General features: G+C 62.5%; 22 protein-coding genes. 5 read left to right on the top strand and 17 right to left on the bottom strand.

The features are described 5' to 3' along the window. Positions 1 to 77 precede the first annotated feature (77 nt). Both I6E73_RS04235 and I6E73_RS04230 read left to right on the top strand, forming a co-directional pair. Positions 78 to 857, top strand: coding sequence for a potassium channel family protein (locus tag I6E73_RS04235; protein ID WP_197123343.1), 780 nt, complete (start codon positions 78 to 80; stop codon positions 855 to 857). A 37-nt stretch (positions 858 to 894) separates the two neighbouring features. Continuing rightward, on the top strand, positions 895 to 1,407 hold the full coding sequence (locus tag I6E73_RS04230) for a DUF805 domain-containing protein (RefSeq protein ID WP_197123341.1): 513 nt from the start codon (positions 895 to 897) through the stop codon (positions 1,405 to 1,407). On the opposite strand, the gene I6E73_RS04225 is transcribed toward I6E73_RS04230, so the two are convergent. The 6 genes from I6E73_RS04225 to I6E73_RS04200 all read right to left on the bottom strand — a co-directional run bounded on the left by I6E73_RS04225 (position 1,404) and on the right by I6E73_RS04200 (position 7,057). Then, positions 1,404 to 2,282, bottom strand: a complete 879-nt coding sequence (locus I6E73_RS04225) for a Rieske 2Fe-2S domain-containing protein (RefSeq protein WP_197123339.1) — start codon at positions 2,280 to 2,282, stop codon at positions 1,404 to 1,406. The two genes, I6E73_RS04230 and I6E73_RS04225, sit on opposite strands and share 4 nt — an antisense overlap. A 37-nt stretch (positions 2,283 to 2,319) precedes the next feature. Next, the gene (locus I6E73_RS04220; RefSeq protein WP_197106374.1) at positions 2,320 to 2,814 is read right to left on the bottom strand and encodes a pyridoxamine 5'-phosphate oxidase family protein; all 495 of its coding nucleotides are present in this window, start codon (positions 2,812 to 2,814) and stop codon (positions 2,320 to 2,322) included. A gap of 150 nt (positions 2,815 to 2,964) precedes the next feature. Further along, a complete protein-coding gene (locus tag I6E73_RS04215; protein ID WP_197123330.1) occupies positions 2,965 to 3,405 on the bottom strand; it encodes a hypothetical protein in 441 nt (146 codons plus the stop codon). Then, on the bottom strand, positions 3,402 to 4,688 hold the full coding sequence (locus tag I6E73_RS04210) for a serine/threonine-protein kinase (RefSeq protein ID WP_197123328.1): 1,287 nt from the start codon (positions 4,686 to 4,688) through the stop codon (positions 3,402 to 3,404). The genes I6E73_RS04215 and I6E73_RS04210 overlap by 4 nt, the downstream gene beginning before the upstream one ends. 92 nt (positions 4,689 to 4,780) lie before the next feature. Further along, positions 4,781 to 5,635: an NAD-dependent epimerase/dehydratase family protein gene (locus tag I6E73_RS04205; protein ID WP_197123326.1), complete on the bottom strand. Its 855-nt coding sequence runs from the start codon at positions 5,633 to 5,635 to the stop codon at positions 4,781 to 4,783. A 207-nt stretch (positions 5,636 to 5,842) separates the two neighbouring features. Then, the gene (locus I6E73_RS04200; RefSeq protein WP_197106378.1) at positions 5,843 to 7,057 is read right to left on the bottom strand and encodes an NADP-dependent isocitrate dehydrogenase; all 1,215 of its coding nucleotides are present in this window, start codon (positions 7,055 to 7,057) and stop codon (positions 5,843 to 5,845) included. A gap of 105 nt (positions 7,058 to 7,162) precedes the next feature. Between I6E73_RS04200 and I6E73_RS04195 the strand changes: the two genes are divergently transcribed. Together I6E73_RS04195 and I6E73_RS04190 are read left to right on the top strand one after the other, a co-directional pair. Further along, on the top strand, positions 7,163 to 7,615 hold the full coding sequence (locus tag I6E73_RS04195) for a GNAT family N-acetyltransferase (RefSeq protein ID WP_197106379.1): 453 nt from the start codon (positions 7,163 to 7,165) through the stop codon (positions 7,613 to 7,615). 2 nt (positions 7,616 to 7,617) lie between these two features. Then, positions 7,618 to 7,929, top strand: coding sequence for an MGMT family protein (locus tag I6E73_RS04190; protein WP_197123324.1), 312 nt, complete (start codon positions 7,618 to 7,620; stop codon positions 7,927 to 7,929). Here I6E73_RS04190 and I6E73_RS04185 read toward each other — a convergent pair. From I6E73_RS04185 to I6E73_RS04140, 10 genes are all read right to left on the bottom strand, one after another. Next, positions 7,926 to 9,731: an ABC transporter ATP-binding protein gene (locus tag I6E73_RS04185; protein ID WP_197123322.1), complete on the bottom strand. Its 1,806-nt coding sequence runs from the start codon at positions 9,729 to 9,731 to the stop codon at positions 7,926 to 7,928. The genes I6E73_RS04190 and I6E73_RS04185 overlap by 4 nt on opposite strands. After that, positions 9,728 to 11,527 carry an ABC transporter ATP-binding protein gene (locus I6E73_RS04180; RefSeq protein WP_197123320.1) on the bottom strand — a complete coding sequence of 600 codons (1,800 nt, stop codon included), beginning with the start codon at positions 11,525 to 11,527 and terminating at the stop codon, positions 9,728 to 9,730. The genes I6E73_RS04185 and I6E73_RS04180 overlap by 4 nt, the downstream gene beginning before the upstream one ends. A gap of 179 nt (positions 11,528 to 11,706) precedes the next feature. Then, on the bottom strand, positions 11,707 to 12,909 hold the full coding sequence (ddaH, locus tag I6E73_RS04175; protein ID WP_304610969.1) for a dimethylargininase: 1,203 nt from the start codon (positions 12,907 to 12,909) through the stop codon (positions 11,707 to 11,709). An 84-nt stretch (positions 12,910 to 12,993) separates the two neighbouring features. After that, positions 12,994 to 14,595, bottom strand: coding sequence for a bifunctional phosphoribosylaminoimidazolecarboxamide formyltransferase/IMP cyclohydrolase (gene purH, locus I6E73_RS04170; RefSeq protein ID WP_197123318.1), 1,602 nt, complete (start codon positions 14,593 to 14,595; stop codon positions 12,994 to 12,996). Between the two features lie 5 nt (positions 14,596 to 14,600). Beyond that, positions 14,601 to 15,185, bottom strand: a complete 585-nt coding sequence (gene purN / locus I6E73_RS04165; protein WP_197106384.1) for a phosphoribosylglycinamide formyltransferase — start codon at positions 15,183 to 15,185, stop codon at positions 14,601 to 14,603. Between the two features lie 9 nt (positions 15,186 to 15,194). Then, positions 15,195 to 16,409: a DUF6350 family protein gene (locus I6E73_RS04160; RefSeq protein WP_197123316.1), complete on the bottom strand. Its 1,215-nt coding sequence runs from the start codon at positions 16,407 to 16,409 to the stop codon at positions 15,195 to 15,197. 146 nt (positions 16,410 to 16,555) lie between these two features. Beyond that, entirely contained in the window at positions 16,556 to 17,329 is a 774-nt protein-coding gene (dhaM, locus tag I6E73_RS04155) for a dihydroxyacetone kinase phosphoryl donor subunit DhaM (RefSeq protein WP_197123314.1), read from the bottom strand. Between the two features lie 2 nt (positions 17,330 to 17,331). Next, entirely contained in the window at positions 17,332 to 17,973 is a 642-nt protein-coding gene (dhaL, locus tag I6E73_RS04150) for a dihydroxyacetone kinase subunit DhaL (RefSeq protein WP_197106387.1), read from the bottom strand. A gap of 5 nt (positions 17,974 to 17,978) precedes the next feature. After that, positions 17,979 to 18,977 (bottom strand): dihydroxyacetone kinase subunit DhaK, encoded by a 999-nt coding sequence (gene dhaK, locus I6E73_RS04145; protein ID WP_197123312.1) that lies wholly within the window; start codon positions 18,975 to 18,977, stop codon positions 17,979 to 17,981. Further along, positions 18,977 to 19,735 (bottom strand): MIP/aquaporin family protein, encoded by a 759-nt coding sequence (locus I6E73_RS04140; protein WP_197123310.1) that lies wholly within the window; start codon positions 19,733 to 19,735, stop codon positions 18,977 to 18,979. Before I6E73_RS04140 ends, dhaK begins: the two co-directional genes overlap by 1 nt. A 183-nt stretch (positions 19,736 to 19,918) precedes the next feature. Between I6E73_RS04140 and I6E73_RS04135 the strand changes: the two genes are divergently transcribed. Beyond that, entirely contained in the window at positions 19,919 to 20,692 is a 774-nt protein-coding gene (locus I6E73_RS04135; protein WP_197106390.1) for an IclR family transcriptional regulator, read from the top strand. Between the two features lie 114 nt (positions 20,693 to 20,806). Here the strand turns inward: I6E73_RS04135 and I6E73_RS04130 are convergent, their stop codons facing one another. After that, complete coding sequence (locus I6E73_RS04130) at positions 20,807 to 24,406, bottom strand: S8 family serine peptidase (RefSeq protein WP_197123307.1); 3,600 nt, start codon at positions 24,404 to 24,406, stop codon at positions 20,807 to 20,809. Positions 24,407 to 24,410: the final 4 nt, after the last annotated feature.

Genomic DNA, 24,410 nt, shown 5'->3' with positions numbered 1-24,410 from the left:
ATCCGGCCAGCCAGCACAGGCTCCCCTTAGCCGCTTCCTGCACCGCACGACGCTTGTGCCTCGCTAGGCTCGACACCATGACGCAACGGCGCTGGCAACAGATCATGGACATTCCGCTCACCGTTGCCGCCGTTATTTTCCTCATCGCGTATGCGTGGGAAGTGATCGCCAACCTCGACGGCACCGCCATGCTCGTCGCCGAGGTCATCATCGCCGTCACGTGGGTGGTATTCGTGGCTGACTACGTCGTGAATGTGATCTTGGCAGAGCACCGATGGTTCTGGTTCAGAAAGCACCTCTTCGACCTGTTTGTTGTCGTGCTGCCGATGTTGCGCCCGCTGCGCCTCCTGCGTTTGGTCACTCTGCTGAACGTGCTGCAACGACGGGCGGGAACCGCCGTGCGCGGCGGTGTGCTCACCTACGCCGTCGGGTCATCGCTCTTGCTTGTATTCGTCGCCGGGCTCGCCATTTTGGATACCGAACGCAACGCCGACAGCACTCAAATCACCAATCTCGGCGATGGTATTTGGTGGGCCTTCGTCACGATCACGACCGTCGGCTACGGCGACATCTATCCCGCTACGACGCTCGGTCGAGTGATTGCCGCTGGCGTGATGATGGCCGGAATCGCCCTCCTTGGTGTTGTTACCGCAACGCTCGCCTCCTGGATCGTGGAACGAGTTGCGGCTCAAGACGAGCTCTCGCATGTCGCGACGCGTCGCGAAGTCACGGATCTCACGAAGCAGGTGGCTGAGCTTAAGCACGTGCTCCTCGAGCATGCGACGCAAATGGCAGCAACCTCGGGAAACCCAGCCCCCACCTTGCCCGGCTCCTCCGAGAAAAAACCCTCGTCCTAGACTTACGAAACGAAATTGTCTCACCTAAGCTGTGGGCATGACCTTCACTGCCACGGCAGCACCCACGATGGAGCCGGCGAGCGCACCACTCCTCGGGGCGTCGATGCGAGTCGCAATGCGTCGGTTCTTCGATCATTCGTTCCGGATGCGCGGGCGCGCCAGTCGCAGCGAATACTGGTGGTGGATGCTCGTGAACATCGCCGTGGTCACCGCGTTGGAGGTCGTCGCGCCGCTCCTGATTGCCGGCCGCCCCATGGTGACTGAACTCACCGTGGGCCCGTTCGGCTCGCTGGTCTATCCGACTCTCAGCATCGCAAGCTGGAGCGGTGCCACCACGGCTACTTCTCCCGCACTCGTGTTTCTCTCCTTCATCGCGGGAGGCTGGGTGTTGCTCACCGCAATTCCCGGCATCGCCATTGCCGTGCGGCGCCTCCACGACTCGAACCTCTCGGGAGGGTGGTCGTTTCTCGCACTCGTCCCGCTCGGCGCCCTTATCGTGCTCGTGCTCGCCCTGCGCGGATCGCGCCCCGATGGGTTGCGATTCGACTAGAGCGGCAACCGAATCTCTACCGTGCCATCCACGACGCGGCTCTCAAAGCGCGGCTGCGGACTTGTCGCTGGCCCGTGGATGACTTCACCCGTGTCGAGCGAGAACGCACTCTGATGCCAGGGGCATTCCACACACGCCCCGCCCGGGGTGGAGTCATCGCCGACGACGTACCCGTCATGGAGTTCAGCCTCGAGGTGGCTGCACGTGTTCGAGAGAACAGAGACGCGGTTTCCGCGACGGAAGACCACCACCTCGGTATCAGCGACAACGCGCTTCTCGAGTGAGCCATCCGCAAGCTCAGTGAGCGGCGCTAGCTGCTGCCACCCGCTGGGGAAGGTCGCCTCGACGTCGGGAGCATGACTGACGCCCGCTGCTTGGCGGTAGGTCAGGTGGCCACCGAGATAGCCGCCGCCCGACGCGATGGCCAGCCCCGCGTAGCTCAGCACCTTGCCACTCGTGTGCTTTCCGCGCGAGCGCTGCACGAAGGATGCCGCGAAAAATCCTGTCGCCACAATGTTGACCGCGGCATGCACGATGCCGACGCGCTGCTGCTTCTCGTCGAGCTTCGACCAATCCGCGAAGCCGGCGACGGCCGTTCCGCTCGCTCCCAGCACACCAACTCCGACGAGTGCTCGCGACGCCTTCTCGGTGCCCGGTACGGCGTCGAGCACGCCCGCGGAGATCCACGCGCCCAGCGGAACATGAACCCCGAGCGGATGCACGGGGTGACCCAGCGGAACGCCATGCAACAGGTCTCGCAACCACCGCGGGCGAAGAACTGCATCCACGACGCCCCGTGTCTTCTCAACAGCGGGATCGAGCACGGTCGCTTCCTCTAGACGGTCAACGTTTCGCAATACTGGCAGTCGTTTCATCAGAGCCTCGTCCCTCTCAGCGTGTGTTGTTGGAGAACTAGATCGTGACCGATTCGGATGACCCAGTGTGAGGCTCATCCCCGGTTACCTTCGCAGCGACAACGCTAACGAGAGTCGCCACTTTGCCGGGGCTCTCCCAATACTGTGCCGAGTCGGCCTTCACGTGAATCAGCACCACCGAAGGATCTTCCGCACCGCCGTCGAACCACACGTCGGTGAAGGTGTCCCAGAGCGCTTCTTTCTTGACGCCATCCCGGACAATTTCGGCGGAGCCGGCCAGCGACAGCCACTCAGACGAACCCGCGTACGCGAGGTTGACGTGAGGATTCGCGAGCAGCTGCTGAACGGTGTCCGACTCGGCGGAAGCCAAGAACCAGCAGTCGCCATCGAACTCTGCCTCCTGCACGGTCATGGGGTGGCTGTGAAGCGCGCCATCCGCGGACACGCTCGTGAGCATCGCGATGCGCGTGCTCTTCATGATGGAGCGGATGGTGCCGAGCTGATCTGCTGTTGCGTGGGCGTGAGATGACATGGTGTCTCCAATTCGTCGAAGGGTGCGCAGTTGTACTGGCCCTTCGACGCTAGGGAGCAATCCTCAATGCTGGCCGAGTACTAGCCGAGCGTTGGATGAGAGCAAGGAGCCGATGCCGGCGCACCAAAAATCGCGCACGACAGACTGCGCCTAATCCTTCTTGTTGCCCTTGTCGTCTTTCTCTTTATCGTCGTCCTTGCCGTTGCCGTTGCCGTTGCCGTTCGATGTTTCGTCTGATTCTTCATCCACCGGATCGGCAACGGGCGAGGGGTCAGGCAACGCTGCCGTAAGGTCGGTGCGCACAAGGTCGAGAGACGCTTGGATTCGGGCACTTTGCTCAGCCCCGATGGCACCGGTCGCGGTGTTCTCGTTGAGCTGTTCTTGGAGAACATCGAGGGCTGCCAGGGCCGCCACGGGGTCACCCGCCGCGGCGGCATCAGTTACATCAGCAACCGATGACTGCAGCAGCGCCGCCGCGTCGGGATCGAAGTCCGGTGAGGTTGGCGCACAGGCGCTCAACGATAGGGCGAGCATGAGGGCAGCGCCGACGGCGACGATGCGTCGCGGAAGGGTTAGATTTCTGAGGTTCATGGCTCCACGCTCTCTTGGAGCTGCTCGAGGTGCGTGCCAAGCTCGCCAGGAACCACCGGGTAGCTGGGCGACGTCGGTTCAGACGGAGTCGCCTGTTGATTCTGAGTAGTTGTCCACGCGACCACACCCAGGGTGAGCACGAGAGCGGTAGCCAGCACGATCCCGAGGCGCTTGACGCTGTGCCGACTTAGCCTTGGGTTTCGCTTCGGCGCTGGCGCTGGCGCTGCGGATGATGCCGCTGCCGCTGATACCGTTGCAGATTCTGAGGCCTCCGGCGCAGGCCACGCTTCGGTTGCTTGTGTCTCCACGCGGGCGTAAGCCTTCGTGGGTTCGAGACCCGTCGCCTCATTTGTCCCGTTCTCCGAGGGAACGAGCGAACGGGTGGGTTCACCTTCGGCGTCGTTCACATCCTCAGAGGAATAGGCGAGCGCCCGCAAAGCGACAGCGATATCCATCGGAAGCGGCCGCTGTTCAGCATCGAGTGCCGTCATAGTGATCAGCATCTCTCGCCACGCCCTGCTAAGACCGTCCGGCACCCGGGGTGAGGTGTTGAGGCGCGCACCGATCGTCTCGACGGCGCTCCCGGGAAACGCGCGCTGCCCCGTGAGCGCTTCAAGCAAAACGAGACCGAGCGAATAGACATCGGAAGGCCCCAATGCGTCACTGCCGCGTGCTTGCTCGGGGCTGAGGTAACTTGCACTGCCGATGACGGTTCCCGTCGAGGTCATTTTCGCACCATCGACAAGACGTGCAATCCCGAAGTCTGCGAGCTTCGAATGAAATTGTCGGTCCGGAAGTTCCGAAGGCGCTAACAAGATATTGGCTGGCTTGATGTCCCGATGCACGACGCCACGACCGTGCATGTAATGAAGCGCCTCGGCAATATCGGCTCCGAGGTGGGCCACCAATGGCGACGGCAAAGGAGCCGTCATCGCTTCACGCAGATTGGGGCCGTCCACGAACTCCATGACGAGAAAGACGCGATCCGCAGTCTCAGCGGTCTCGGTGACCGCATCAAAGAGAGTGACCAACGCGTGATGGTTGAGCGCGGCGAGAGTCTCCACCTCGTTGCGCTGTCTGCGAATCTCATCAGGATTTGTCAGGCCAGGCAGCACTAGTTTGAGCGCGACTTCCCGGGGAAGCGACTCATCACGGGCCCGGTAGACGGAAGCCATGCCGCCGCGGCCGATCAGATCTGTGATGCGATACCGGCCGCCGATTACTGTGTCAATGAGCTCATCATCCGAGCGAGAGGATGACCGTGAGCGATTGGCTGTTGCCACGCGAACCCCCTTAGATCTGGTGAGGAGAGTTTAGATGAGTTCTGCGGGAACTGAGGTCGCTTTCTCGGTCCTCATCGAATGAGCAGCAGACGTTAGCGATGAAGGGTTCCCAATCCCCTGAGCACGGCCGCATACCCCTCGCGGTAGCTCGGGTACACGAACGAGAAGCCTGTGCCTTTCAGCCGGTCATTGCGACAACGCTTGCCGCGGCCCCTGCCATCGTTGGCGCCGTCGTCGGCCTTCGGCGGCGGCACCGGGCGGTCGATACTGCGGGCGAGAAAGCCGATGACCTCGCGTTGATCGGCCGGCTCGTCGTCTACCCCGAGGTAGATACTGGCGGGCGATGTGGCCATTGTCGCGAGGTGCACGATAGCCGCTGCAGCATCATCCCGATGGATCAGATTGGTGAAGTAAGGGGTGAGCGCTAAGGTTTCGTTCCCCTCACGGATGCGGTCGATCTGACGGGTGCGGCCTGGCCCATAGATTCCCGCCAAGCGCAGAATCGTCGAGTTAGCGACGCTCTCGAGCAGCAGCGCTTCGGCTTCTCGCAAGACAATTGCGGTCGGCGAGGCGGGTGTGGCCGGCGTAGATTCATCGACCCATGAGCCATCGCTGACGCCATAGACCGCGGTGGACGAGACATAAATGACCCTCGGCGCAGCAGCGCAGTCTCGCTCAATAGCGGCGGCGATGTTCCGCACGCTATCGACATAGGTAGCGAGATAGCCGTCGCGCGTGCGCTCATCGGGGCTGACGGCAATCACTACGACGCTGGTATCGGCAGGAAGAGTGGGCACGTGCGCAGACAAGTCAATGGATTGCCCAGCGATCTCGGGCGGCAGCTTCTCGACTGAACGCCGCAGGCCCAGTACAGAACGCCCCAGCGCCGCAAAGCGGAGCCCAGCCTCGATACCCAGGTCACCACATCCGGCTATGACGACGGTCACTGCTGCCTCCTCACGGCGCACCGCTTGGCGCGCTGTCGCGTTCTGCACGAGTGGGCACCTCACAGCACCCGTCGCTCAAGAATAACGAGAGACGGCTGGGTGTTTTCCGGCGGGTGCGCAGACGCGAAAGGGCCCGAAAGCCGAAGCTTTCGGGCCCTTCGTGAAACCTCGTGGTGTGAACCAGTCAGTTACCGCGCGAGACGCAGATTATGCGAGGCGTGCGGCGAGGTTCTTGTCGAGCGTGTCGAGGAACTCTTCGGTGGTTTCCCACTTCTGGTCCGGTCCGACGAGCAGTGCGAGGTCCTTGGTCATGTGACCGCCCTCTACCGACTTGATGACAACGTCTTCCAGGGTCGAAGCGAACTCGATGAGCTCCTGGTTGTTGTCGAGCACACCGCGGTGTGCCAGTCCACGGGTCCACGCGTAGATCGAAGCGATCGGGTTCGTGGAGGTGGGCTTGCCCTGCTGGTGCTGGCGGTAGTGACGCGTCACGGTGCCGTGAGCTGCCTCTGCTTCAACAACCTTTCCGTCTGGCGTGGCCAGAACGGAGGTCATGAGGCCGAGCGAGCCGAAGCCCTGAGCTACGGTGTCGGACTGGACGTCGCCGTCGTAGTTCTTGCAGGCCCAGACGTAGCCGCCCTCCCACTTCATGGCCGACGCGACCATGTCGTCGATGAGGCGGTGCTCGTAGGTGAGGCCGGCAGCTTCGAACTTGTCCTTGAACTCGGTCTGGAAGATCTCCTCGAAGATGTCCTTGAAGCGACCGTCGTAGGCCTTGAGGATCGTGTTCTTCGTCGAGAGGTACACGGGGTAGTTGCGCGTGAGGCCGTAGTTGAGGCTGGCACGAGCGAAGTCAACGATCGAGTCATCGAGGTTGTACTGAACCTGAGCGATTCCATCGCCCGGGGAGTCGTAGACCTCAAACTTCATGGGCTCTGAACCATCTTCGGGAGCGAACTCGACGGTCAGCTTTCCCTTGCCCTTGAAGCGGAAGTCAGTGGCACGGTACTGGTCGCCGAAGGCGTGACGGCCGATGATGATCGGCTTGTTCCAGCCCGGTACGAGACGCGGGATGTTCGAGATGATGATGGGCTCGCGGAAGATAACGCCACCAAGGATGTTGCGGATGGTGCCGTTAGGGCTGCGCCACATCTTCTTGAGACCGAATTCTTCAACCCGGGCTTCGTCGGGGGTAATGGTTGCGCACTTGACGCCAACACCGTGCTTTTGGATGGCGTGAGCCGCATCAATGGTGATCTGGTCGTCGGTTGCGTCGCGGCTTTCAATGCCGAGGTCGTAGTACTCGAGGTTGACGTCAACGTAGGGGTGGATCAGGGTTTCCTTGATCCGGTGCCAAATAATGCGCGTCATTTCGTCGCCGTCGAGTTCGACGACGGTGCCTTCTACCTTGATCTTGGACAAGCTTTGCTCCTTAGTTAGTGGCCACCTCCAGCTTACTCTTTTTCCTATGTATCTCGACATCGAGATACCTTGGCGCATCTGTCTACCGCGGGTTAGCCTGTATTCATGGGTGAGCTAAGACTTGAAGAATTATCGGCAAGCACCATCGTGGCTGCCAACAACCTGTCGCTGCGTCGCGGGCAGGAGCAGTTCGTTACGCCGCCCTCCTACGCGATCGCGGACGCCTTCATCGACCCGCTGACGTCGTGGCCGCGCGTTGTCCTCGACGGCGACAAAGTTGTCGGATTCGTCCGTGGCAATTTCGACAACAATGCGTCGCAGGAAGAGTTCCGCAGCTGCATTTGGCGGGTCAGCGTCGCCGGAGACGAGCAGGGCCAGGGCATCGGCCGCTTCGCCGTCAAGGCTCTCAGCGAAGAAGCACGCAGCCGTGGCTTCGACCGCATCACCGCCATTTGGGAAGAGGGCGACGACGGCCCGGAGCAGTTCTTCCTCAAGGTCGGCTTTAAGGTCGTCGGCGAAACTCAGTACGGCGAGAAGCTCGGCGAATACACGCTCTAAGCGTGCCAGCTCCTAGCGACGACTTCGTGAGCCGCGTGCTCGAGGTTGTGGAGTCGATCCCACCGGGGCACGTAATGACCTACGGCGAGGTGGCTGCCACGATCGGCTCGCGAGCCGCGCGGGCAGTCGGCACCGTGATGGCCCGCTATGGCTCAGACGTGGCGTGGTGGCGCGTCATCCGTTCTGGCGGGCATCCACCTCTCGCTCACGAAGACCCGGCACTCGTGCACTACGAGGCCGAATCAACGCCGCTGAAATGGATGCCCGACGGCAGCTATCGCGTCGACCTGCGGTCAGCGCGACACGGCCCCTAAACGAGCGAGTCTCGCCAGGCCGCGTGCAGTTGCGCGAACTTGCCGGAGCCCGAAATGAGTTCTTGCGGGGTGCCGTCTTCGATAACGCGACCGTGTTCCATCACTAGCACGCGGTCAGCGATTGCGACCGTCGATAAACGGTGCGCAATGATGATGGCGGTGCGGTCGGAGAGCAGCGTCTGAAGGCCGGCCTGCACGAGGCGTTCGCTCGGGATATCGAGCGACGCGGTTGCCTCATCCAGAATCAGCACAACAGGGTCGGCGATGAACGCGCGCGCGAACGACAACAGTTGTCGCTGCCCGGCACTCACTCGACCACCACGCTTGTTCACGTCGGTGTCGTACCCATTGGGCAGCGCCTCGATGAACTCGTGCGCGCCCACTGCTTTCGCTGCACCGATGATCTCCTCGCGGGTGGCATCAGGCTTGCCGAGGGCAATGTTGTCGGCAACGTTGCCCGAGAACAGGTACGCCTCTTGCGTGACCATCACGATGGCACGGCGCAGATCCTTCGGATGCAACTTGCGCAGGTCGACCCCGTCGAGCGAGACGGTGCCCTGGCTGGGGTCATAGAAGCGCGAAATGAGCTTGGCGAGCGTCGACTTTCCGGCACCCGTCGTTCCCACCATTGCTACCGTCTGACCGGCGGGCAGCGCAAGATCGAACTTCGGCAGGATCACTTTGTCGGCGTTGTAGGCAAATTCCACACCGTCGAACGTCACGGTTCCCTTGGCCTTGCGCAGGTCAATCGGAGTCGTGGGGTCAGCAACGGTCGGGCGCTCTTCAAGCACTCCCGAAATCTTCTCCAAAGCCGCGGCAGCGGACTGGTACGAGTTGTAGAACATCGCCATCTCTTGTGCGGGCGCAAAGAACTGGCGGGCATACAGCAGCGCACCAAGCAGCGCACCGATCGCAAGGTCGCCAGTCGAGACGCGCAAGCCGCCCACGAGCAGGATCATCGCGAGAGCAACGTTTCCGATGAGAACCAGACCCGGGTCAAAGATTCCGAACAATTGGATGACGCGGGCGTTGGCATCCCGATAGTTCTCGACCAGCCCGCCGAACTGTTCGCGATTGCGCTCTTCTTTGCGGAAGGCCTTCACCGCACGGATGCCGGTCATGGTTTCCACGAAGTGCACAATGAGCTTGGCCGAAGTCGTGCGAGTCTCACGGAAGTGCAATTGCGAGCGCACCTGGAACCAGCGCGTGAGGAAGCCCAACGGCACGAGCGCGCAGAACAGAATGACGCCGCTCACCCAGTCGAGCGAGAACATCGCGATAGCAATGAATCCCATGTAGAGCGCACCCTGCACGAGCTGGTTGATGCCCGAGTCGAGTAGTTCGCGAATCGCATCGAGGTCACTCGTTTGGCGCGCGATGATGCGCCCCGAGGTGTAGCTCTCGTGGAATTCAAGGCTCAAGCGTTGCGTGTGCAAGAAGACGCGTTTGCGCAGGTCGAACAGGATTGCTTGGCTCACGCGGGCGCTCAGCACGGTGTACCAGGCGATCATTGATGCGCCAACGATGCCTGTGAACAAGTAGGCGCTGACGACAAGCACGAGCGGCAACGTTTCGCCGTCGATGAGGGCAGGCAAGGCGTTGTCGATGCCGTAGGCGATCAGCGCGGGGCCAGCCACCTGCGCGGCAGTGCTCACGACAACCACGGCCATCGTAAGGACCACACGAAGGCGCACGGGCGCGATTAGTGATCCGAGCAGGCGCAGCGAACGCTGGCGAATCTGACGACTCTCGTCCTTGGTGTAGTCGTTGCGTTCTTCGCCGGAGGTTCCCATCACGCTCATGAACTGACCTCCTGCTCTTCCTCTTCAAGACTAGATATGACGTAACGGTAATGACTGCTGGTGGCCAGCAGGTCGGAGTGCTTTCCGACCGCGGTGACCTTGCCATCTTCGAGAAGAGCAACGCGGTCAGCGAGCATCACGGTCGATGGACGGTGAGCGACGATAAGCGCGGTGGTAGAGCTCAGCACCTTGCGCAGCGCGGCCTCGACGAGCGCTTCAGTGTCGACGTCGAGGGCCGAGAGCGGGTCATCGAGCACGAGCACCGCGGGTTTCGCGGCAACGGCGCGGGCGAGCGCGAGGCGCTGCCGTTGCCCACCAGACAAGCTCAGACCCTCTTCGCCGACGAGGGTGTCGAGGCCCTTGGGCAGGTCGTACACGAAGTCGGCTTGCGCGATGCTCAACGCTTCGCGCAGTTCTTCTTCGGTGGAATCGGGGCGCCCCATGAGCACGTTCTCGCGCACACTCGACGAGAACAGCGTGGCATCCTCGAACGCCATCGCAAGATGACGCCGCAGCTCAATCAGAGTGAGGTTGCGGATGTCGACGCCGTCGATGCTGATCGATCCTTCCGTCACGTCGTAGAGACGTGTCGTTAGGGCCGTGATCGTCGATTTGCCTGAGCCAGTCAGCCCCACGAGGGCCATGGTCTCCCCCGGCTCAATGCTCAAGTCGATACCGTTCACGAGATCGGGAACATTCGCGGGCGAATCGGGGTAGCGGTAGTGCACGTTCGTGAACTGAAGGTGACCCCGGCTATCCGTGATGGTTTCGGGGTGTTCCGGGTCGGTGATGGGGTTTGCGGAGTCCATGACTTCGAAGAAACGGTCGGCGGCGGTGCGCGCGTCGAACGTCATCGACAGCAAGAAGCCGATCGATTCCACGGGGAAGCGCAAGACGGTAGCCGTGGCGAAGAACGCGACAAGGTCACCCGCTGAGATGTTGCCCTCGACAACGAGCCACACGCCGCCGAGAAGTCCGAGCGCGAACATGACGTCGGGCACCAACAGAAGCCAGAGCCAGATGCCGGCAATTGCGCGGGCTTTCTCAATCTCGGTGCCACGCAAGCTTTCGGCTTGAGCCGAGAAGCCGACGAGCGCGTGCTTTCCTCGCCCGAATGCTTTCAGAACACGGATGCCGTGCACTGACTCTTCGACGGCAGTCGCGAGGTCACCGGTTTGGTCTTGGCTGCGGCGGGCCACGATCGAGTACTTCTTTTCGAAGACGTACCCGTAGATCCACAACGGGATCGACGTGACGATAAAGATCACACCGAGCACCCACGAGATGTTCACGAGGAACAGCAGCCCGACGATGATCGTGAGCACGTTGACCACGAGCAAGACGAGACCAAACGACAACCACCGGCGGATGAGGTTGAGGTCGCTGACGGCGCGCGACAGCAGCTGGCCACTCGGCCAGCGGTCGTGGAAGCTCACGGGTAGGTGCTGCAAGGTCATGTAGAGGGTGTTGCGCATGCGCGCCTCAACATGGGTTCCCGGCGTGAGCACGAAGTAGCGACGAAGCGCAATCATGATCGCCTCGACAATGCCGAGTCCGAGAACGATGAAGAAGGCGGGCCAAATCTGGCTCGAATCGCCCGACTGAAGCGGGCCATCCACGAGCGAGCGCAACACTTGCGGGATGAGCAACGCAACAATACCGGCGGCGAGAGCTGCTGCCATGCCGAGGTAGATGAACGGCATGGCCGATTGTGCGTAGGGGTAAAGCCGGCGGATAGCCGTAAAAGTGCCGACCGCTTTGACGCGTTCTGGCTGGTCAGACTGTGGTGACACCATGGATCCTTGACGAGAGGGACCCCTGAGTTCAGGGATCGCGATTACTGCGGGTCGCGTCGTGTGCGACCGTGAACCGCTGCTCCTCGTCGTGAATGGCGCGGGGCAGACAGCCTTTTAGAATATGCCCGCCCCGGCGCTTTCACAATCACTATCCACAAATTTTTTGACAGAGTCTCAATTCAGCGGATGCGGACGGAGAGGCACGTGACGCAGCCCTCCATCTTCTCAAACTCAGACACGTCGACGGTAACCACGCGGTAGCCCAGGTTCTCGATGAGGGCAGCAGTCTGGGGCGCCGACGAGGACATGAGAACCGCGTCATCCGACAGCACAACAACGGCAGCACCCTCGGCCTCGGGAACGGCCAAGAAGCGGTCGTACAGGTCGACGTTGTCGACGAGGTCGGGGTAACCGATGATCGTGCCGTCAGGCAGGGCTGTGACGCCGCTCTTGAGGTGCAGCACCTTCTCCACGGGCACCGCAATCACGGTGTAGCCGAGCGGGGTGACGATCGCCCGCAGCTGGCGGATGCCCTCTGCGTTGGTGCGGCCACCGCGACCGACGTAGACCGTGGAACCAACCTTGAGCACGTCACCGCCGTCGAGAGTGCCAGGTTCGGTGATTTCGTGGAGTTCGAGACCAAGGTCGTCGATGCTCGTGCGCACGGCAACGATCTCAGCCTGACGGCTCTCAGCGCCGGGGCTTGTGAGCACCGCAACCTCGCCGAACATCACCACGGTGTCTTCGATGAAAACAGAATCGGCGAGGTCGTCGTCGGCGGGCACTTCGATTACTTCGAAGCCGTTGTCTTTGAGGGCGGCCACGTAGGCCTCCCACTGCGCATCGGCAAGGTCGGCATCCACCGGAACACGGTCGAGGTGAGTGAGTTCTCCCTCAGCCATGCGCGAGGAAGGGGCGCGTACGAGAGCGGTCAGCGTGGAGGTCGGCTGCGGGGCACGGGCGACCATGGCAAACCACACGCGGCGACCAACCGTCAGGGCGGTCACGATCGTAGCTACGACAAAGATGAGGTTCGTGCCGAGCAGGCTCGCCAAGATGAATGCCATCGCTTCGGGATTCCACTCGGCTCCCGAGGCAATGATGCCGAGGGCGGTGCCGAAGAAGGCCGCGGCGATGCCGATCACGAGGGCTGACACGGCGGTCGTGTACCAGTAGCGGTGAATCTCGAGCGCCGCCGCGAGCGAGTAAAGCAAGAAGAGCACAAGCGCCATCGGCAAGAAGTACTCGGCGATCGTCGGCAGGTTCTCTGCCGCAGCACCGTTCGACGTAAAGAACGCCAGCCCGGTTGCGAGATAGACGGTGCCGGCAACGGCAATTCCGGAAATAAAAGCTGCGGCCATACGCCGTTGTGCACTGATCATGCGCCCCAACCTACCGGGAAGATTCTATGCGTTTGCCCTACGCCGGCTCCCCGTAGAGAGCCGGCGTACACCAGGCGACATTTGTTAGTGGAAGAAGTGGCGCTCGGCCGTGAAGTACATGGTCACACCAGCCTCAACCGCCGCCGCAATTACTTCTTCATCACGGATCGAACCGCCAGGCTGAACCACCGCACGCACACCCGCATCGAGCAGCAGCTGGAGGCCATCGGCGAAGGGGAAGAACGCGTCACTGGCCGCAACCGAACCTGCGGCACGGTCACCGGCCCGCGAGATTGCGAGCTGGCACGAGTCAACACGGTTGACCTGCCCCATGCCGACACCGACGGACGCTCCGCCGTTTGCCAGCAAAATAGCGTTCGACTTCACGGCGCGCACCGCTCGCCACGCGAACTCAAGGTCTGCGAGAGTCTCAGCGTCCGCGGCGTCACCCGCAGCGAGCGTCCACGCGGAGGCCGGCGAGAAGTGCTTGTCCAGTTCTTGCACGAGCATGCCGCCCGAGATCTGGCGCAGCTCACGGCTGTCACGCGCGTAGCCCTCAGGCAGCTGCAGCAAGCGCAGGTTCTTTTTGGCCTTCAAGATGTCGAGCGCTTCAGGCTCAAAGCCGGGAGCAACAACAACCTCGGTGAAGATCGGGGCGATCGACTCAGCAGCAGCCTTCGTGATGATTCCGTTGGCCGCGATCACTCCGCCGTAGGCCGAGATCGGGTCGCAGGCGTGCGCCAAAACGTGAGCCTCCGAGATGCTGGCCGCAGTGGCGATTCCGCACGGGTTAGCGTGCTTGATGACCGCAACAGCGGGAGTGTCGTGGTCGAAGGCGGCGCGCAGAGCGGCGTCGGCATCCACGTAGTTGTTGTACGACATCGCTTTGCCACCGAGCTGCGTGGCCTGAGCGATTCCGGGCTGAGCAGCAACACCGTAGAGGGCTGCCTGCTGGTGAGCATTCTCGCCATAGCGAAGTACGGCGAGCTGATCGGCGGCAACCTCGAGGTGCACCGGCAGCGTGGGGGCGGATGCCGCGGCATCCGTTTCACCGAGAAGCGCACCGGTCAAGAACCACTGCGACACAGCGGTGTCATAGGCGGCGGTCTGAGCGAAAGCCTTGGAGGCGAGCGCGTAACGCTGAGCGAAGGTCGTGCCCTCCCCCGCTGCCGCGGCGATGATCTCGTCGTAGCTGTTTGGGCTCGTGACGATGGCAACGTTGGCGTGGTTCTTGGCGGAGGCGCGCACCATGGCGGGGCCCCCGATGTCGATCTGCTCGACGATGTCGGCGGGAGCAGCGCCAGAGGCAACGGTTTCCACGAAGGGGTAGAGGTTCACGACAACGAGGTCGAAGGCCTTGATGCCGAGCTCGGCGAGCTGAGCTTCGTGCGACTCGAGGCGCAGGTCAGCGAGGATGCCGGCGTGCACGGACGGGTGCAGCGTCTTGACGCGACCATCGAGCGACTCCGGGAAACCCGTGACCGTCGATACCTCGGTGACGTCATAACCGGCTTCGGCGATCGTCTTCGCCGTGGAACCGGTCGAGACGAGCTCTACGCCCGCATCGGCAAGAGCACTCGCGAGCTCCAGCAGGCGCGACTTGTCGCTCACCGAGATGAGGGCGCGGCGGATAGGAACGACATCGCGTTCGCGGAAATCGGCTGGGTTATGGCTGGGGCCGCTCATGGGATTCAGAGTTCCTTTAGGTTGATGCGATTGGTGGCAATGTCTTCGATCGTCTGCACGAGCAAGCGCCGTTCAATCGGCTTAATGCGCGCGTGCAGGTGTTCTTCGGTGTCTCCCGGCTCGATTGCAACGCGCTCTTGCACGATGATCGGACCGCTATCGACACCGTTGTCGACCTTGATAACACTGGCGCCCGTCTGGGTTGCCCCAGCAGTAAGCGCATCGCGAACCGCGTGGGCTCCCGGGAACTCCGGCAGGTAGGCCGGATGAGTGTTGATGATATTGGGCGAAAGAGCCTCGACGACGCGCGGCGGCAGCAGCTTCATGAAGCCACTCAGCACGACGAGGTCGGCATTCCAGAATTGGATCTGCTCGAGCAGTTCATCGCCCCACTCATCGCGGTTCTTGAAGTTCGACATCGCGACCGAGAAGGTGGGGATGCCGTAATGCTCGGCATGGTCGAGCCCGTCAGCAACGCGGTCGGCGCCAACGGCGACGACACGGGCGGGAAAGTCGGCACTCTCGGCCGCTTCGAGCAGGGCGGCGAGGTTAGACCCGCCCCCGGAAATCAAGACAACGAGTGTGAGCACGCACCCAGCCTAGCGCTCAGTGAAGCCGTCGTCAGTGCGCTCCGGGCGTGCGGACGCCAGAAGACCGAGCCCCGCTGCGACCGAAAACTCGACGAACGCCCACAGGGCAACAATCCACGGCTGGGGGCCAACATCGACGAGTCGTCCCGGACCGGCAGATCCCGCGGATGCCCACGTCAACAACCCCATGATGGTGGCGGCCGTGAACCCGATCCCGACCGCGACGATCGCCAGTTCGCGGCGACGAAGTTCTCCGGCGATACGCGGCCCGAGCACGGCTGCCACCAGGAAGCCGACAACAACGGGGGCGAGGAGTCCGGCGAATCCGAATGCGAAATCTCCGCTCGGCAGGGCGCCAAAGACGGGGATGGCAGGAATGGGCCCGAGGGTGGTGGCCAGCGGCGAGACCGCGGAACCTGTTCCGATCGCAAAGCCGGGCCCCACGAGCCAGGCAGCCGCCCACAACACGATGTTTGGCAACAGCGCGAGTTGGCCGATCGTCACGGCGACGCCACCCAGCACCTCGGTGTGGAGTCCTTCATACAGCGTGATGATCTCAGCGAAGGACGTGACAATCGCGAGCGTCGTCACGAGAGACGCGACCGTGAGCAAACCGGCAGCCGCGATCGCCCCGCCCCGCAGCGCGGTGGCCACGATCGTGCGTACGTGGGCTGGCCATCCAGCAATCCAGCGTCGGATGCCTCCCGACACAGGGTTCGCCGCCGAAACGATCTGGCTGCCGATCAGCAGGCCGACCGCGAAGACCACCGTCGGTAACAGGGTGCCCTGCCACAGCGAGGGGCGCGCCACCGGGTGCAAAGCCGACAAGGTGAGCACGAGCGACGTTGCGCCGAAGGTGGCGAGCGAGGCGAGAGTGCCCAGCAGCATGTGGGGAGTCTCGGCGACCCGACGACCAGCCCGAACGCCGAGCAGAAGAGTCAGAAGGGCGAACCCGAGCAGCGCCATGGTGATCGTGACCGGCGTGCTCGCTGCGGGCAACCCAACGGCGCTTGCGACGGTCGGATCAAGCACAACGGTGATGTCGACGCCGTGGCCGACAAGCCAAATATCAACGGCGGCACGCCAGAACACTGTCCAGTCGATGGCCAAGCCGTAGTGGATGCCCCACAGCAGCGTCAGCGGGACCAGCGGAATCGCGATCCCGATAGCGACAACGAGGAGCGCCTCGAAGGCGGCGAAGAGAAGAGTGAGCTGGCGATTCATGTCTCGGTGAGCGTACCCGCCCGCGCGCCAACAGCCGCGACGGCGGACCGAAAATAGATCGATCTGTCAGCGTGACGGATGCCGCCGCCGGGCGGACCGGCGACGCTCAGGCGGGCACAACTCGCGCGGGCGTCGCCGCGGATTCGCTAGCTGGCGAGTTCCCCGAAGCCCTCGCCCGTCATGGCGACCAGAGTGTCGACGGCCTCCTGTGCCGAGCCGCCGGTGGCCGTGAATTTCAAGACGTGGTCTTTGGCGGCGCCAAGCGACATGATTCCGATCAGACTGTTGCCCGAAACCGGCCCCTTGCCCGCGGTCACGTCGGTGATCGTGAGCTTGGCATCCACTCCCGCGAGCGCCTGAACGATGAGAGACGCCGGTCGGGCGTGCAGTCCGTCAGGGTTCACGAGGGGGGCTTCGGCGGTGACCTCTGTGGGGTCGGCTGACACAGCATCCGCAGCAGGAGCGTCCGCAGCGGGTGTCTCAGCGGCAGGAGCATCAACCGCGTCAGGGGCACCGCCCTGGTCAGCAAGCTGACTCTGCTTTGCGCCCATTGCTGCCCGCGCTTCGCGGTCGACCTCGTCGAGCGAGGCTCCTGCATTCGCAAGAACAATCGCGGCAATGAGTCCTTCTACGAAGGGCGCATCGGTGAGCCGCACCTCGTCAGTTGTTGTCATGAACTCGGTGGCCATGGTGCTGCTGAGCACCGCTGAGCCGAGATCCATGAAGACGAGAACGCCCTCGCCGTTGGCTACCTCGTCGATTGCCGCAGCAACTTTCACGGCATCCGTACCGATGATGCCGTCGCCGGCACCCGCGGCAATCGCGATCGGCGGCGGGGTCTCCCCCACCATTTCAAGCGCGAGATCCACAGCGGCCTGCGCGAGCGCAGGGCTGTGGCTTACGACCACAATGCCAATCACGATCAGCTCGAAACGGTGTCGACGAGAGCCTGGAACAGCAGTGTGCTCGAGGTGGCACCCGGGTCGATGTGTCCGGCGCTACGCTCGCCGAGGTAGCTTGCGCGACCCTTGCGGGCAACGAGAGGTTCGGTCGCGTCGCGCCCCTTCTCGGCAGCAGCGAGAGCCACGGATGCCGCCGCAGCGACATCGGCGCCGTCAGCGACAGCAGCATCCCACGCGTCAAGCGCGGGTGCGATCGCGTCGAACATTGTTTTGTCGCCCGCTTCAGCCTTGCCGCGTGCCACAACGCCCTCAAGACCGGCTCGCAGTGCTGCGCCGAGGGCAGCAGCGTCGAGTTCAGCCACGGGGCCAGCGTTCACGCCCATGCGCAAGAAGAGAGTGCCATAGAGGGGGCCGCTCGCGCCGCCGACGGAAGTCACCAAAGTCATACCTACAGACTTCAGCAGTGCGTCAGCGGCGGTCGCGGGTTCAGCACCAATCTTCTCGACCACTGCGTTCATGCCGCGGACCATGTTGGAGCCGTGGTCAGCGTCGCCGATGGCCGAATCGAGTTCGGTCAGGTAGCTCTGTTTCTCGGTCACGAGATCGCGGAACCGCGAAAGCCAGGCGATCAGTTGGTCGAGAGAGATGGTGCTTGTAGACATAGTTCTTAGACTCCCCAGCGGAGCCCGGCGGTGTTCACCGGGGCATCCCATAGTTTCAACATTTCTTCGTCAGCCTTAAGGATCGTGACCGAGCATCCGGCCATATCAAGGCTCGTGATGTAGTCACCGACGAGGTTGCGCACAACCTCAACTCCGGCAGCCTTGAGCAGCTTCGCGACCTCGTTGTACATGATGTACAGCTCGATCTGCGGGGTTCCGCCCATACCGTTCATCATCACAATGGCTGGTGATCCTGTGAAGTCCATGTCGGCCAAGATCGGGTCGACCAGTTGCTTAGCAATGGATGCCGCATCCGCGAGCTTTTCGCGGTGACGACCGGGTTCTCCGTGGATGCCGACGCCGATTTCCATCATGTCGTCGGGCAGATCGAAGGTCGGCTTGCCCGCGGCAGGAACGGTACAGCTGGTGAGTGCCATACCCATGGAGCGGCCGGAGTCGTTGACGCGGTGTGCCAGTGCGGTGACCGCGGCGAGGTCTTGCCCCTCTTCCGCTGCTGCGCCGACGATCTTTTCGAGCAATACAGTGAGGCCAACGCCGCGGCGTCCAGCCGTGAAGAGCGAGTCCTGAACAGCCACGTCGTCGTTGACGACGACCGAGGCAACCTTCACTCCGGTTTCCGCTTCGGCCATTTCGGCAGCCATCTCGAAGTTCATGACGTCGCCGGTGTAGTTCTTGACGATGTGCAGCACGCCAGCACCAGAGTCAGCAACCTTGGTGGCTTCCTGCATCTGGTCGGGGGTTGGCGAGGTGAAGACTTCGCCGGCACACGCTGCGTCGAGCATCCCGAAGCCAACGAAGCCACCGTGAAGCGGTTCGTGGCCCGAGCCGCCACCAGAGATCAGCGCAACCTTGCCAGCGCGAGTGGGTTCTGCACGGTAGATCACGCGGTTGACGTGGTCGACCTTGAGTTCTGGATGCGCGGCGTCGATTCCGGCGAGCGCGTCGGCGAGTACCGATTCGGGGGTATTGATCAGTTTCTTCATTACTTGGCCTTCTCTTCCGTGAGTGCTTCAGTGAGGGTCGCGTTGTCGGCGTTGGTCTTAGAAATGAATCCGAAGGCGAGTGCGGCAAGCACACCAGCGAGCAGTTCAGCTACGAGGTAGACCCACAGCTGCTCCCACGCCACTTCGCCGCCCATGATCTGCTGAACGAGCATCGGACCAGTGGTGCGAGCGGGGTTGATGGATGCGCCAGTGATCGGGCCAACGGGAATGATGGCGGCGAAGACGACGAAACCAATGGCGAGTCCGGCAAAGCCGGGGGCTGCCTTGCGGTGGATGACTCCAAAGACGGTGAAGACGAGGAGGAACGTTCCGACGAACTCGGCAAAGAATGCCTGGCTGACGGGAATCGTGTCGGGGTTGTAGGCGGCAACACCAAGACCGGCGTCAACAGCGGCCTGACCAAGAACACCGACGATCGCAAAGGCACCGGCGGTTGCACCGAGGAGCTGAGCGATGAGGTAGCCCGGAACTTCACGCCACGCGAACTTGCCGGCAACAGCGAGGCCGAGGGTGACGGCGGGGTTGATGTGGTTGCCGGAGATGTAGCCGAAGACGTAGACCGTTACGACAACGATCAGACCGAACGCGAACGAGATGATTCCGAGACTCGCCATGGTGAATGGCTCATCGCCATTCAAGATGAACGTCGCGGGCACTGAGCCAACGCCGACGAAAACGAGGAAGGCGGTTCCTAGAAACTCCGCAGCCAGCTTCTGCCACTGCTTGTTCTCATCCATGAGTTCTCCTTTGAACTTGTATTGCGCGTGCGACCGGGTGTCGCGAACGTTCGTCAATATCGGAACGTTATTCGATAATGTCGAATATGCTACGTTCAGTTACATCTTGTCAAGCCCAACCGGTTCGAAAGTAGACCGGTGGTGCAGAGATAATGAATACCGGCTAAATGACGGGGAACAGCGTTGATCCAATCCATTGATCGAGCAGCACAAGTGCTGTCGTCGCTCCAGGGCGCCCGGCATCTCGGCATCACGGAACTCGCCGGCCTTCTCTCGCTGCCGCCGTCCACGGTGCATGGCATCGTTAAGTCCCTCCAGGTACACGGACTCGTCGCCAAAGAACCCAACGGCAACCGCTACATGCTCGGCCCGGCCCTGCTGAAACTCTCCAACGTCTACCTCGACACCCTCGACGTGCGTGCCCGCGCAATGCGCTGGACCCAAGAACTTTCGCGACGCACCGGGCTCGCTGTTCGCCTCGGCTCCGAACTTTTCGACGAAGTCATCGTCATCCACCACAACAACCGGCCAGATGGCACCGAACAGATGCCAGAGACAGGCCTCTCCATTCCTGTGCACGCCTCCGCCATGGGCAAAATCCTGCTGACCTACAACGCGGATGCCGCCGACCAGCTTTTTGAGAAACCGCTCCGCAGCCTCACCGGTGACACCATCACCGATCCCTCGAAACTCATTCTGCAGTTTGCGCAGATTGCCGAGCGCGGCATCGCCACGGAGCAAGATGAAGCGGTTCTCGGCGAATCCTCGATTGCGGCCCCTATCGCCGATCGCAATGGCAACGTCATCGCCGCCGTGGCCGTCGTGTTGCACTCCAGCGAGTGGCCGCCCGAAGACAACGTATTGAATGTGTTGCGCGAAACCGCCCGCAACATCTCGCGCGAACTCGGCTACACCGCCTGGCCGCCGCCCGTCGTGCGGCGCCCCACCGACGACTAACATCCAGCGCGCCAACGCGCCTCACACTGCGAGCGCGCCAACACGCAACAACGGCTGGCCGCCCGTGGGGAGGTGACCAGCCATTGTTGAGCGTTGCTCCTGAGCAGGTGTCGTCTAGAAGACGATCCAGACCCAGTCGTTGCGGCTGCTTGAGCCGGTCACGTTCTCACCGGCCGGAGTGAACTCTGCCTTCACCTGGTGCAGGCCACGGTCGAGCTTCGGCAGCTTCACCGTTACCTTTCCGTTGTCGGCTTCGTCCAGCGTGATGGTGTCAACCTTCTTGCCGTCGACCGTCACCTTCACGGTTCCGGTCGCTGCGGCATCCTCACCGGTAGCGACTCGGATGGTGGCGCTCACGGTGTTCCACGAGAAGGCGACGTGCTTGCTCACTGACAGGCTCACACTCGAGCTGTAGTTGATCATCACGGCCTCAGAGGTGGCGCTTGCGCTAGGCAGGTCCTTCTTGCTGGCGGTGACAACGACGCTGATCGCCTTGCCCTCGTCAGCCTTCGTGACCGTGTACTTGCGCTTGTCAGCACCAGCAATGTCGTTGCCGTCTGCCTGCCACTGGTAGCTGAACTTCAGCCCGTCAACATCCCACTCGCCAGGCTTGGCGGTGAGCTTGCTACCTACGAGCGGCTTGCCCGAGATGGTCGGTAGAACGGTGTTCACGGGCGTGCCCGGCAGAACATCTTCCTGCGTCACAACCTCAATCGCGGTTGTTGCTCCCGTGTCGCCATAGCTGACGAGACCGAGGTAGTTCGTGAACGGGGCCAGGCCCTCCCACGATGCGGTGTAGCTCACGGCTTCACCCTGTACACCCGGGAGAACTTCGGGGTCCAACCCGAGGGGCTCTCCCGCACCAGGAACGACGGCGAAGGTGCGCACGTCAAACGCGGTAGACGGGTTCGCGGCATACACCGACGCGATCACGAGGTAGTCACCCGGTGTCGGATCAGCGAGGTTGACGCGCTCGTCAGCGGCACCCGTGGCGGACTGCCACCCGGCGATCGGAGTGCCGCTGCCATCGAGCAGGTACACAATCAGATCGAGGTCGGCGGTGTCATCGATCGAGTCGAGATCGAATCGCGCGTACGTTGTGCCCTCGGGCACGGTTGCTGCGTACTCAAACTCGTCTCCGCTCACACCAGAACCCGAGTGATCGGTTTCGGTGCCAGTGGGGTCTTCATAGAAGACTCCAGCAGTGAGGCCGGTCGAGGTCAGCGGGATGTCGCCGGTTCCGCCGGGCGTGACCGTTACTTCAACGGCGCCGTAGGTTCCGGCTCCGCTGGCTGTGTCCGGCGCGAGGATGGTGACGGGGCGCACAGCGATGGGGCTGTGCACGACGGTGTCGCCACTGGTCCACGTGAGAGCACCGGTGGTGAACTGGTCGAGCGGAGCATCCGTTCGGCTGATCGTCACTTCGTAGCTCTGCGTTTCGCCTGCCGCGCCGAAGGTCAGCGTGGAGGGCGAGACGGTGGCGTTTATTCCGGGAACCGAGATGGATGCCTCGAATGTGCCCGCCTGAGTGGAGGTCACGGTGCGAGTAATCGTCTCGGCTGCCGTCAGCGAGCCGATACCGATGGATGCCAGGTTGAGATTGCTGGGATCGATTGCTTCGACCGCGGGGTCGAGCACGTCGTAGCCAGCGCCCTCAATGTAGGACAGCCAGTCGCCGATACCGTTCAGATAGAGCAGGCCAGGCTCGAAGAACTTGGTCGGATCGATGTGGCCGGCACCCTGCGTGAAGGGGTCAGTGACGGGGTTCCCGTCGCCATCCACGGTGTCGTAGGCAGTTGTCATGAATGCCGATTTGATCTCGGCGGGTGTCGCGTTGGGGCGTTCGCCGAGGTAGAGCGCGGCGAGACCGGCAACGTGCGGTGACGACATCGAGGTACCCGAGAGAAGCGCGAACGTCGGCTCGGCTCCTTCAGCGTTGGCGCTAGCGGCGAGGATTCCGACGCCGGGTGCCGACACGTCTGGCTTGATGATGTCGCTGCCGTCAGCTTCAACGGGACCACGCGACGAGAAGCCAGCGACCTGAGGGGTCGGCGGTTGGTACGCGGTTTCGTTACCCGGAGTGAAGGTCGCGGTCGCACCTTCGGTCGCTGCATACGCAAGGACAGCATCGCGGTACTGAGCATCCAAGTGGATGGTCGGAATCACGTGAGTGTCGAGGTCAGTCGAGCTCGGGGTGACGTTCACGAGGACCGAGCCGATACCACCGGCACGAGCAACCTCGGCCGACTTGTCGACGCGAGCGATGGCACCGCGGTCACAGACAACGATCTTGCCGGTGACAAGCGCCGGGTCAAGGGTGTCAGCGAGGCACAGGTCGGGGTCAACAGCGCCCTCGAGTGCGACATCCGCAGCATAGACGAGCTCGCCCGTCAGCGGTTCTGCGGCAGGGTCGAGGTCGACCGTGATCGATGCGCCAGCGAACTCTTGGCCATCGCCGAGGGTGACGGTCGCTTCATAATTCGGGATCGTGCTGGCAGCAACTGTGGTGATCCACGGGGCCGCGTTGTCGAGTGTCGTTGCGCCGGGGCCGTCGTTGCCGGCGGAGGCTGCGACGAAAACGCCGGCTGCGGCAGCGCCGAGGAAGGCCTGGTCGGTGGGCGAAACGGTGCTGGTAGCAGCACCTCCACCAATCGAGTAGTTGATCACGTCAACACCGTCAGCAACGGCCTGATCGATTGCCGCGAGAAGGTCAGTGGATGCACAACCGTCGTCTGTCGTTGCGACAGGGTCCGGTCCACTCCAGCACACCTTGTAGGCAGCGATCTTGGCGGCGGGGGCGATGCCCGAGAAGTAGCCGAGCGGGTTTCCGCCCACGTTGGCGTCAACTTCAAGGTTGCCGGCTGCCGTGCTCGCGGTGTGCGAACCGTGACCGTCACCATCGCGGGGGGAAACGTATTCGCCGACGCTAGCGTCACCAATGTTTCCGGCTCCGAAGCCATCGACGAAGTAGCGCGCCGAGATTACCTTCGTGGTGCAGTCGTCGGCGGTGAACTGTTCGCCGAGAACGCAGGCGCCGGTGAAGGTTTGGCCGTCTGCTTTGTCGAAGACAACAGTGTCACCATCGCGGTACGGCGCTGCGCCCGGCGTGCTGCCGAGAGCATCACCGGCGAACGCCGGGTTTTCGGGAGCGAAACCGGTGTCGAGCACGCCGACGACGATTCCCTCGCCTGCGGTCTCTGCGCCACCGGTGGCGGCCCACAGCCCCTCAGCACCCTCGAGGCCGAGGAATTCTGTTGACCGCTGTGCAGCAGTGATCTTCTTCAGCTCATCCGGAACGATAGAAGCAACAAGCTTGTTGGCCGAAAGCTCGGCCGCTTGGGCTGCGCTCAGGTCGGCCGAGAAACCGTTGGTCGCGAGCGTGTACGAGTATTCGATATCAGCACCGACGGATGCCGCGGCATCTTCCTGCTGTTCTTCCAAATACTCGGTGTAGTCCTGCACTACTTGGCGGCGAGGGTTCAATTGCTCGCCATCGGGTGGGGTTGTCGCGTCAAAGCCGCGCACACCACCGTCGTAGGTAGCTGCAGCCTGATCCACCATGGTGACGATGTATCGCCCCGGGGTAAATTCAGTTTGGCCGCCGCCACCAATGGATGCTGGTGCAGCTGTGGCGCCGAGTGCGGCGCCCGCAACCAGGGAAGTGGTGACAAGTGTTGTCGCCGCCACAACCGAAATGATTCTTCGAATGCTCACGAAT

The sequence above is a fragment of the Salinibacterium sp. SWN248 genome (assembly GCF_015864575.1).
Classification (GTDB): domain Bacteria; phylum Actinomycetota; class Actinomycetes; order Actinomycetales; family Microbacteriaceae; genus Rhodoglobus.
This window is presented reverse-complemented; position numbering and strand designations above follow the sequence as displayed.

Coding starts and splice junctions, on each gene's coding strand:
- I6E73_RS04195 (WP_197106379.1), top strand. CDS start 7,163: ATGGGTGAGCTAAGACTTGAAGAATTATCGGCAAGCACCATCGTGGCT.
- I6E73_RS04140 (WP_197123310.1), bottom strand. CDS start 19,735: ATGGATGAGAACAAGCAGTGGCAGAAGCTGGCTGCGGAGTTTCTAGGA.
- I6E73_RS04180 (WP_197123320.1), bottom strand. CDS start 11,527: ATGGTGTCACCACAGTCTGACCAGCCAGAACGCGTCAAAGCGGTCGGC.
- I6E73_RS04160 (WP_197123316.1), bottom strand. CDS start 16,409: ATGAATCGCCAGCTCACTCTTCTCTTCGCCGCCTTCGAGGCGCTCCTC.
- ddaH (WP_304610969.1), bottom strand. CDS start 12,909: ATGATCAGTGCACAACGGCGTATGGCCGCAGCTTTTATTTCCGGAATT.
- purH (WP_197123318.1), bottom strand. CDS start 14,595: ATGAGCGGCCCCAGCCATAACCCAGCCGATTTCCGCGAACGCGATGTC.
- I6E73_RS04225 (WP_197123339.1), bottom strand. CDS start 2,282: ATGAAACGACTGCCAGTATTGCGAAACGTTGACCGTCTAGAGGAAGCG.
- dhaK (WP_197123312.1), bottom strand. CDS start 18,977: ATGAAGAAACTGATCAATACCCCCGAATCGGTACTCGCCGACGCGCTC.
- I6E73_RS04215 (WP_197123330.1), bottom strand. CDS start 3,405: ATGAACCTCAGAAATCTAACCCTTCCGCGACGCATCGTCGCCGTCGGC.
- I6E73_RS04220 (WP_197106374.1), bottom strand. CDS start 2,814: ATGTCATCTCACGCCCACGCAACAGCAGATCAGCTCGGCACCATCCGC.
- dhaL (WP_197106387.1), bottom strand. CDS start 17,973: ATGTCTACAAGCACCATCTCTCTCGACCAACTGATCGCCTGGCTTTCG.
- I6E73_RS04230 (WP_197123341.1), top strand. CDS start 895: ATGACCTTCACTGCCACGGCAGCACCCACGATGGAGCCGGCGAGCGCA.
- I6E73_RS04235 (WP_197123343.1), top strand. CDS start 78: ATGACGCAACGGCGCTGGCAACAGATCATGGACATTCCGCTCACCGTT.
- I6E73_RS04185 (WP_197123322.1), bottom strand. CDS start 9,731: ATGAGCGTGATGGGAACCTCCGGCGAAGAACGCAACGACTACACCAAG.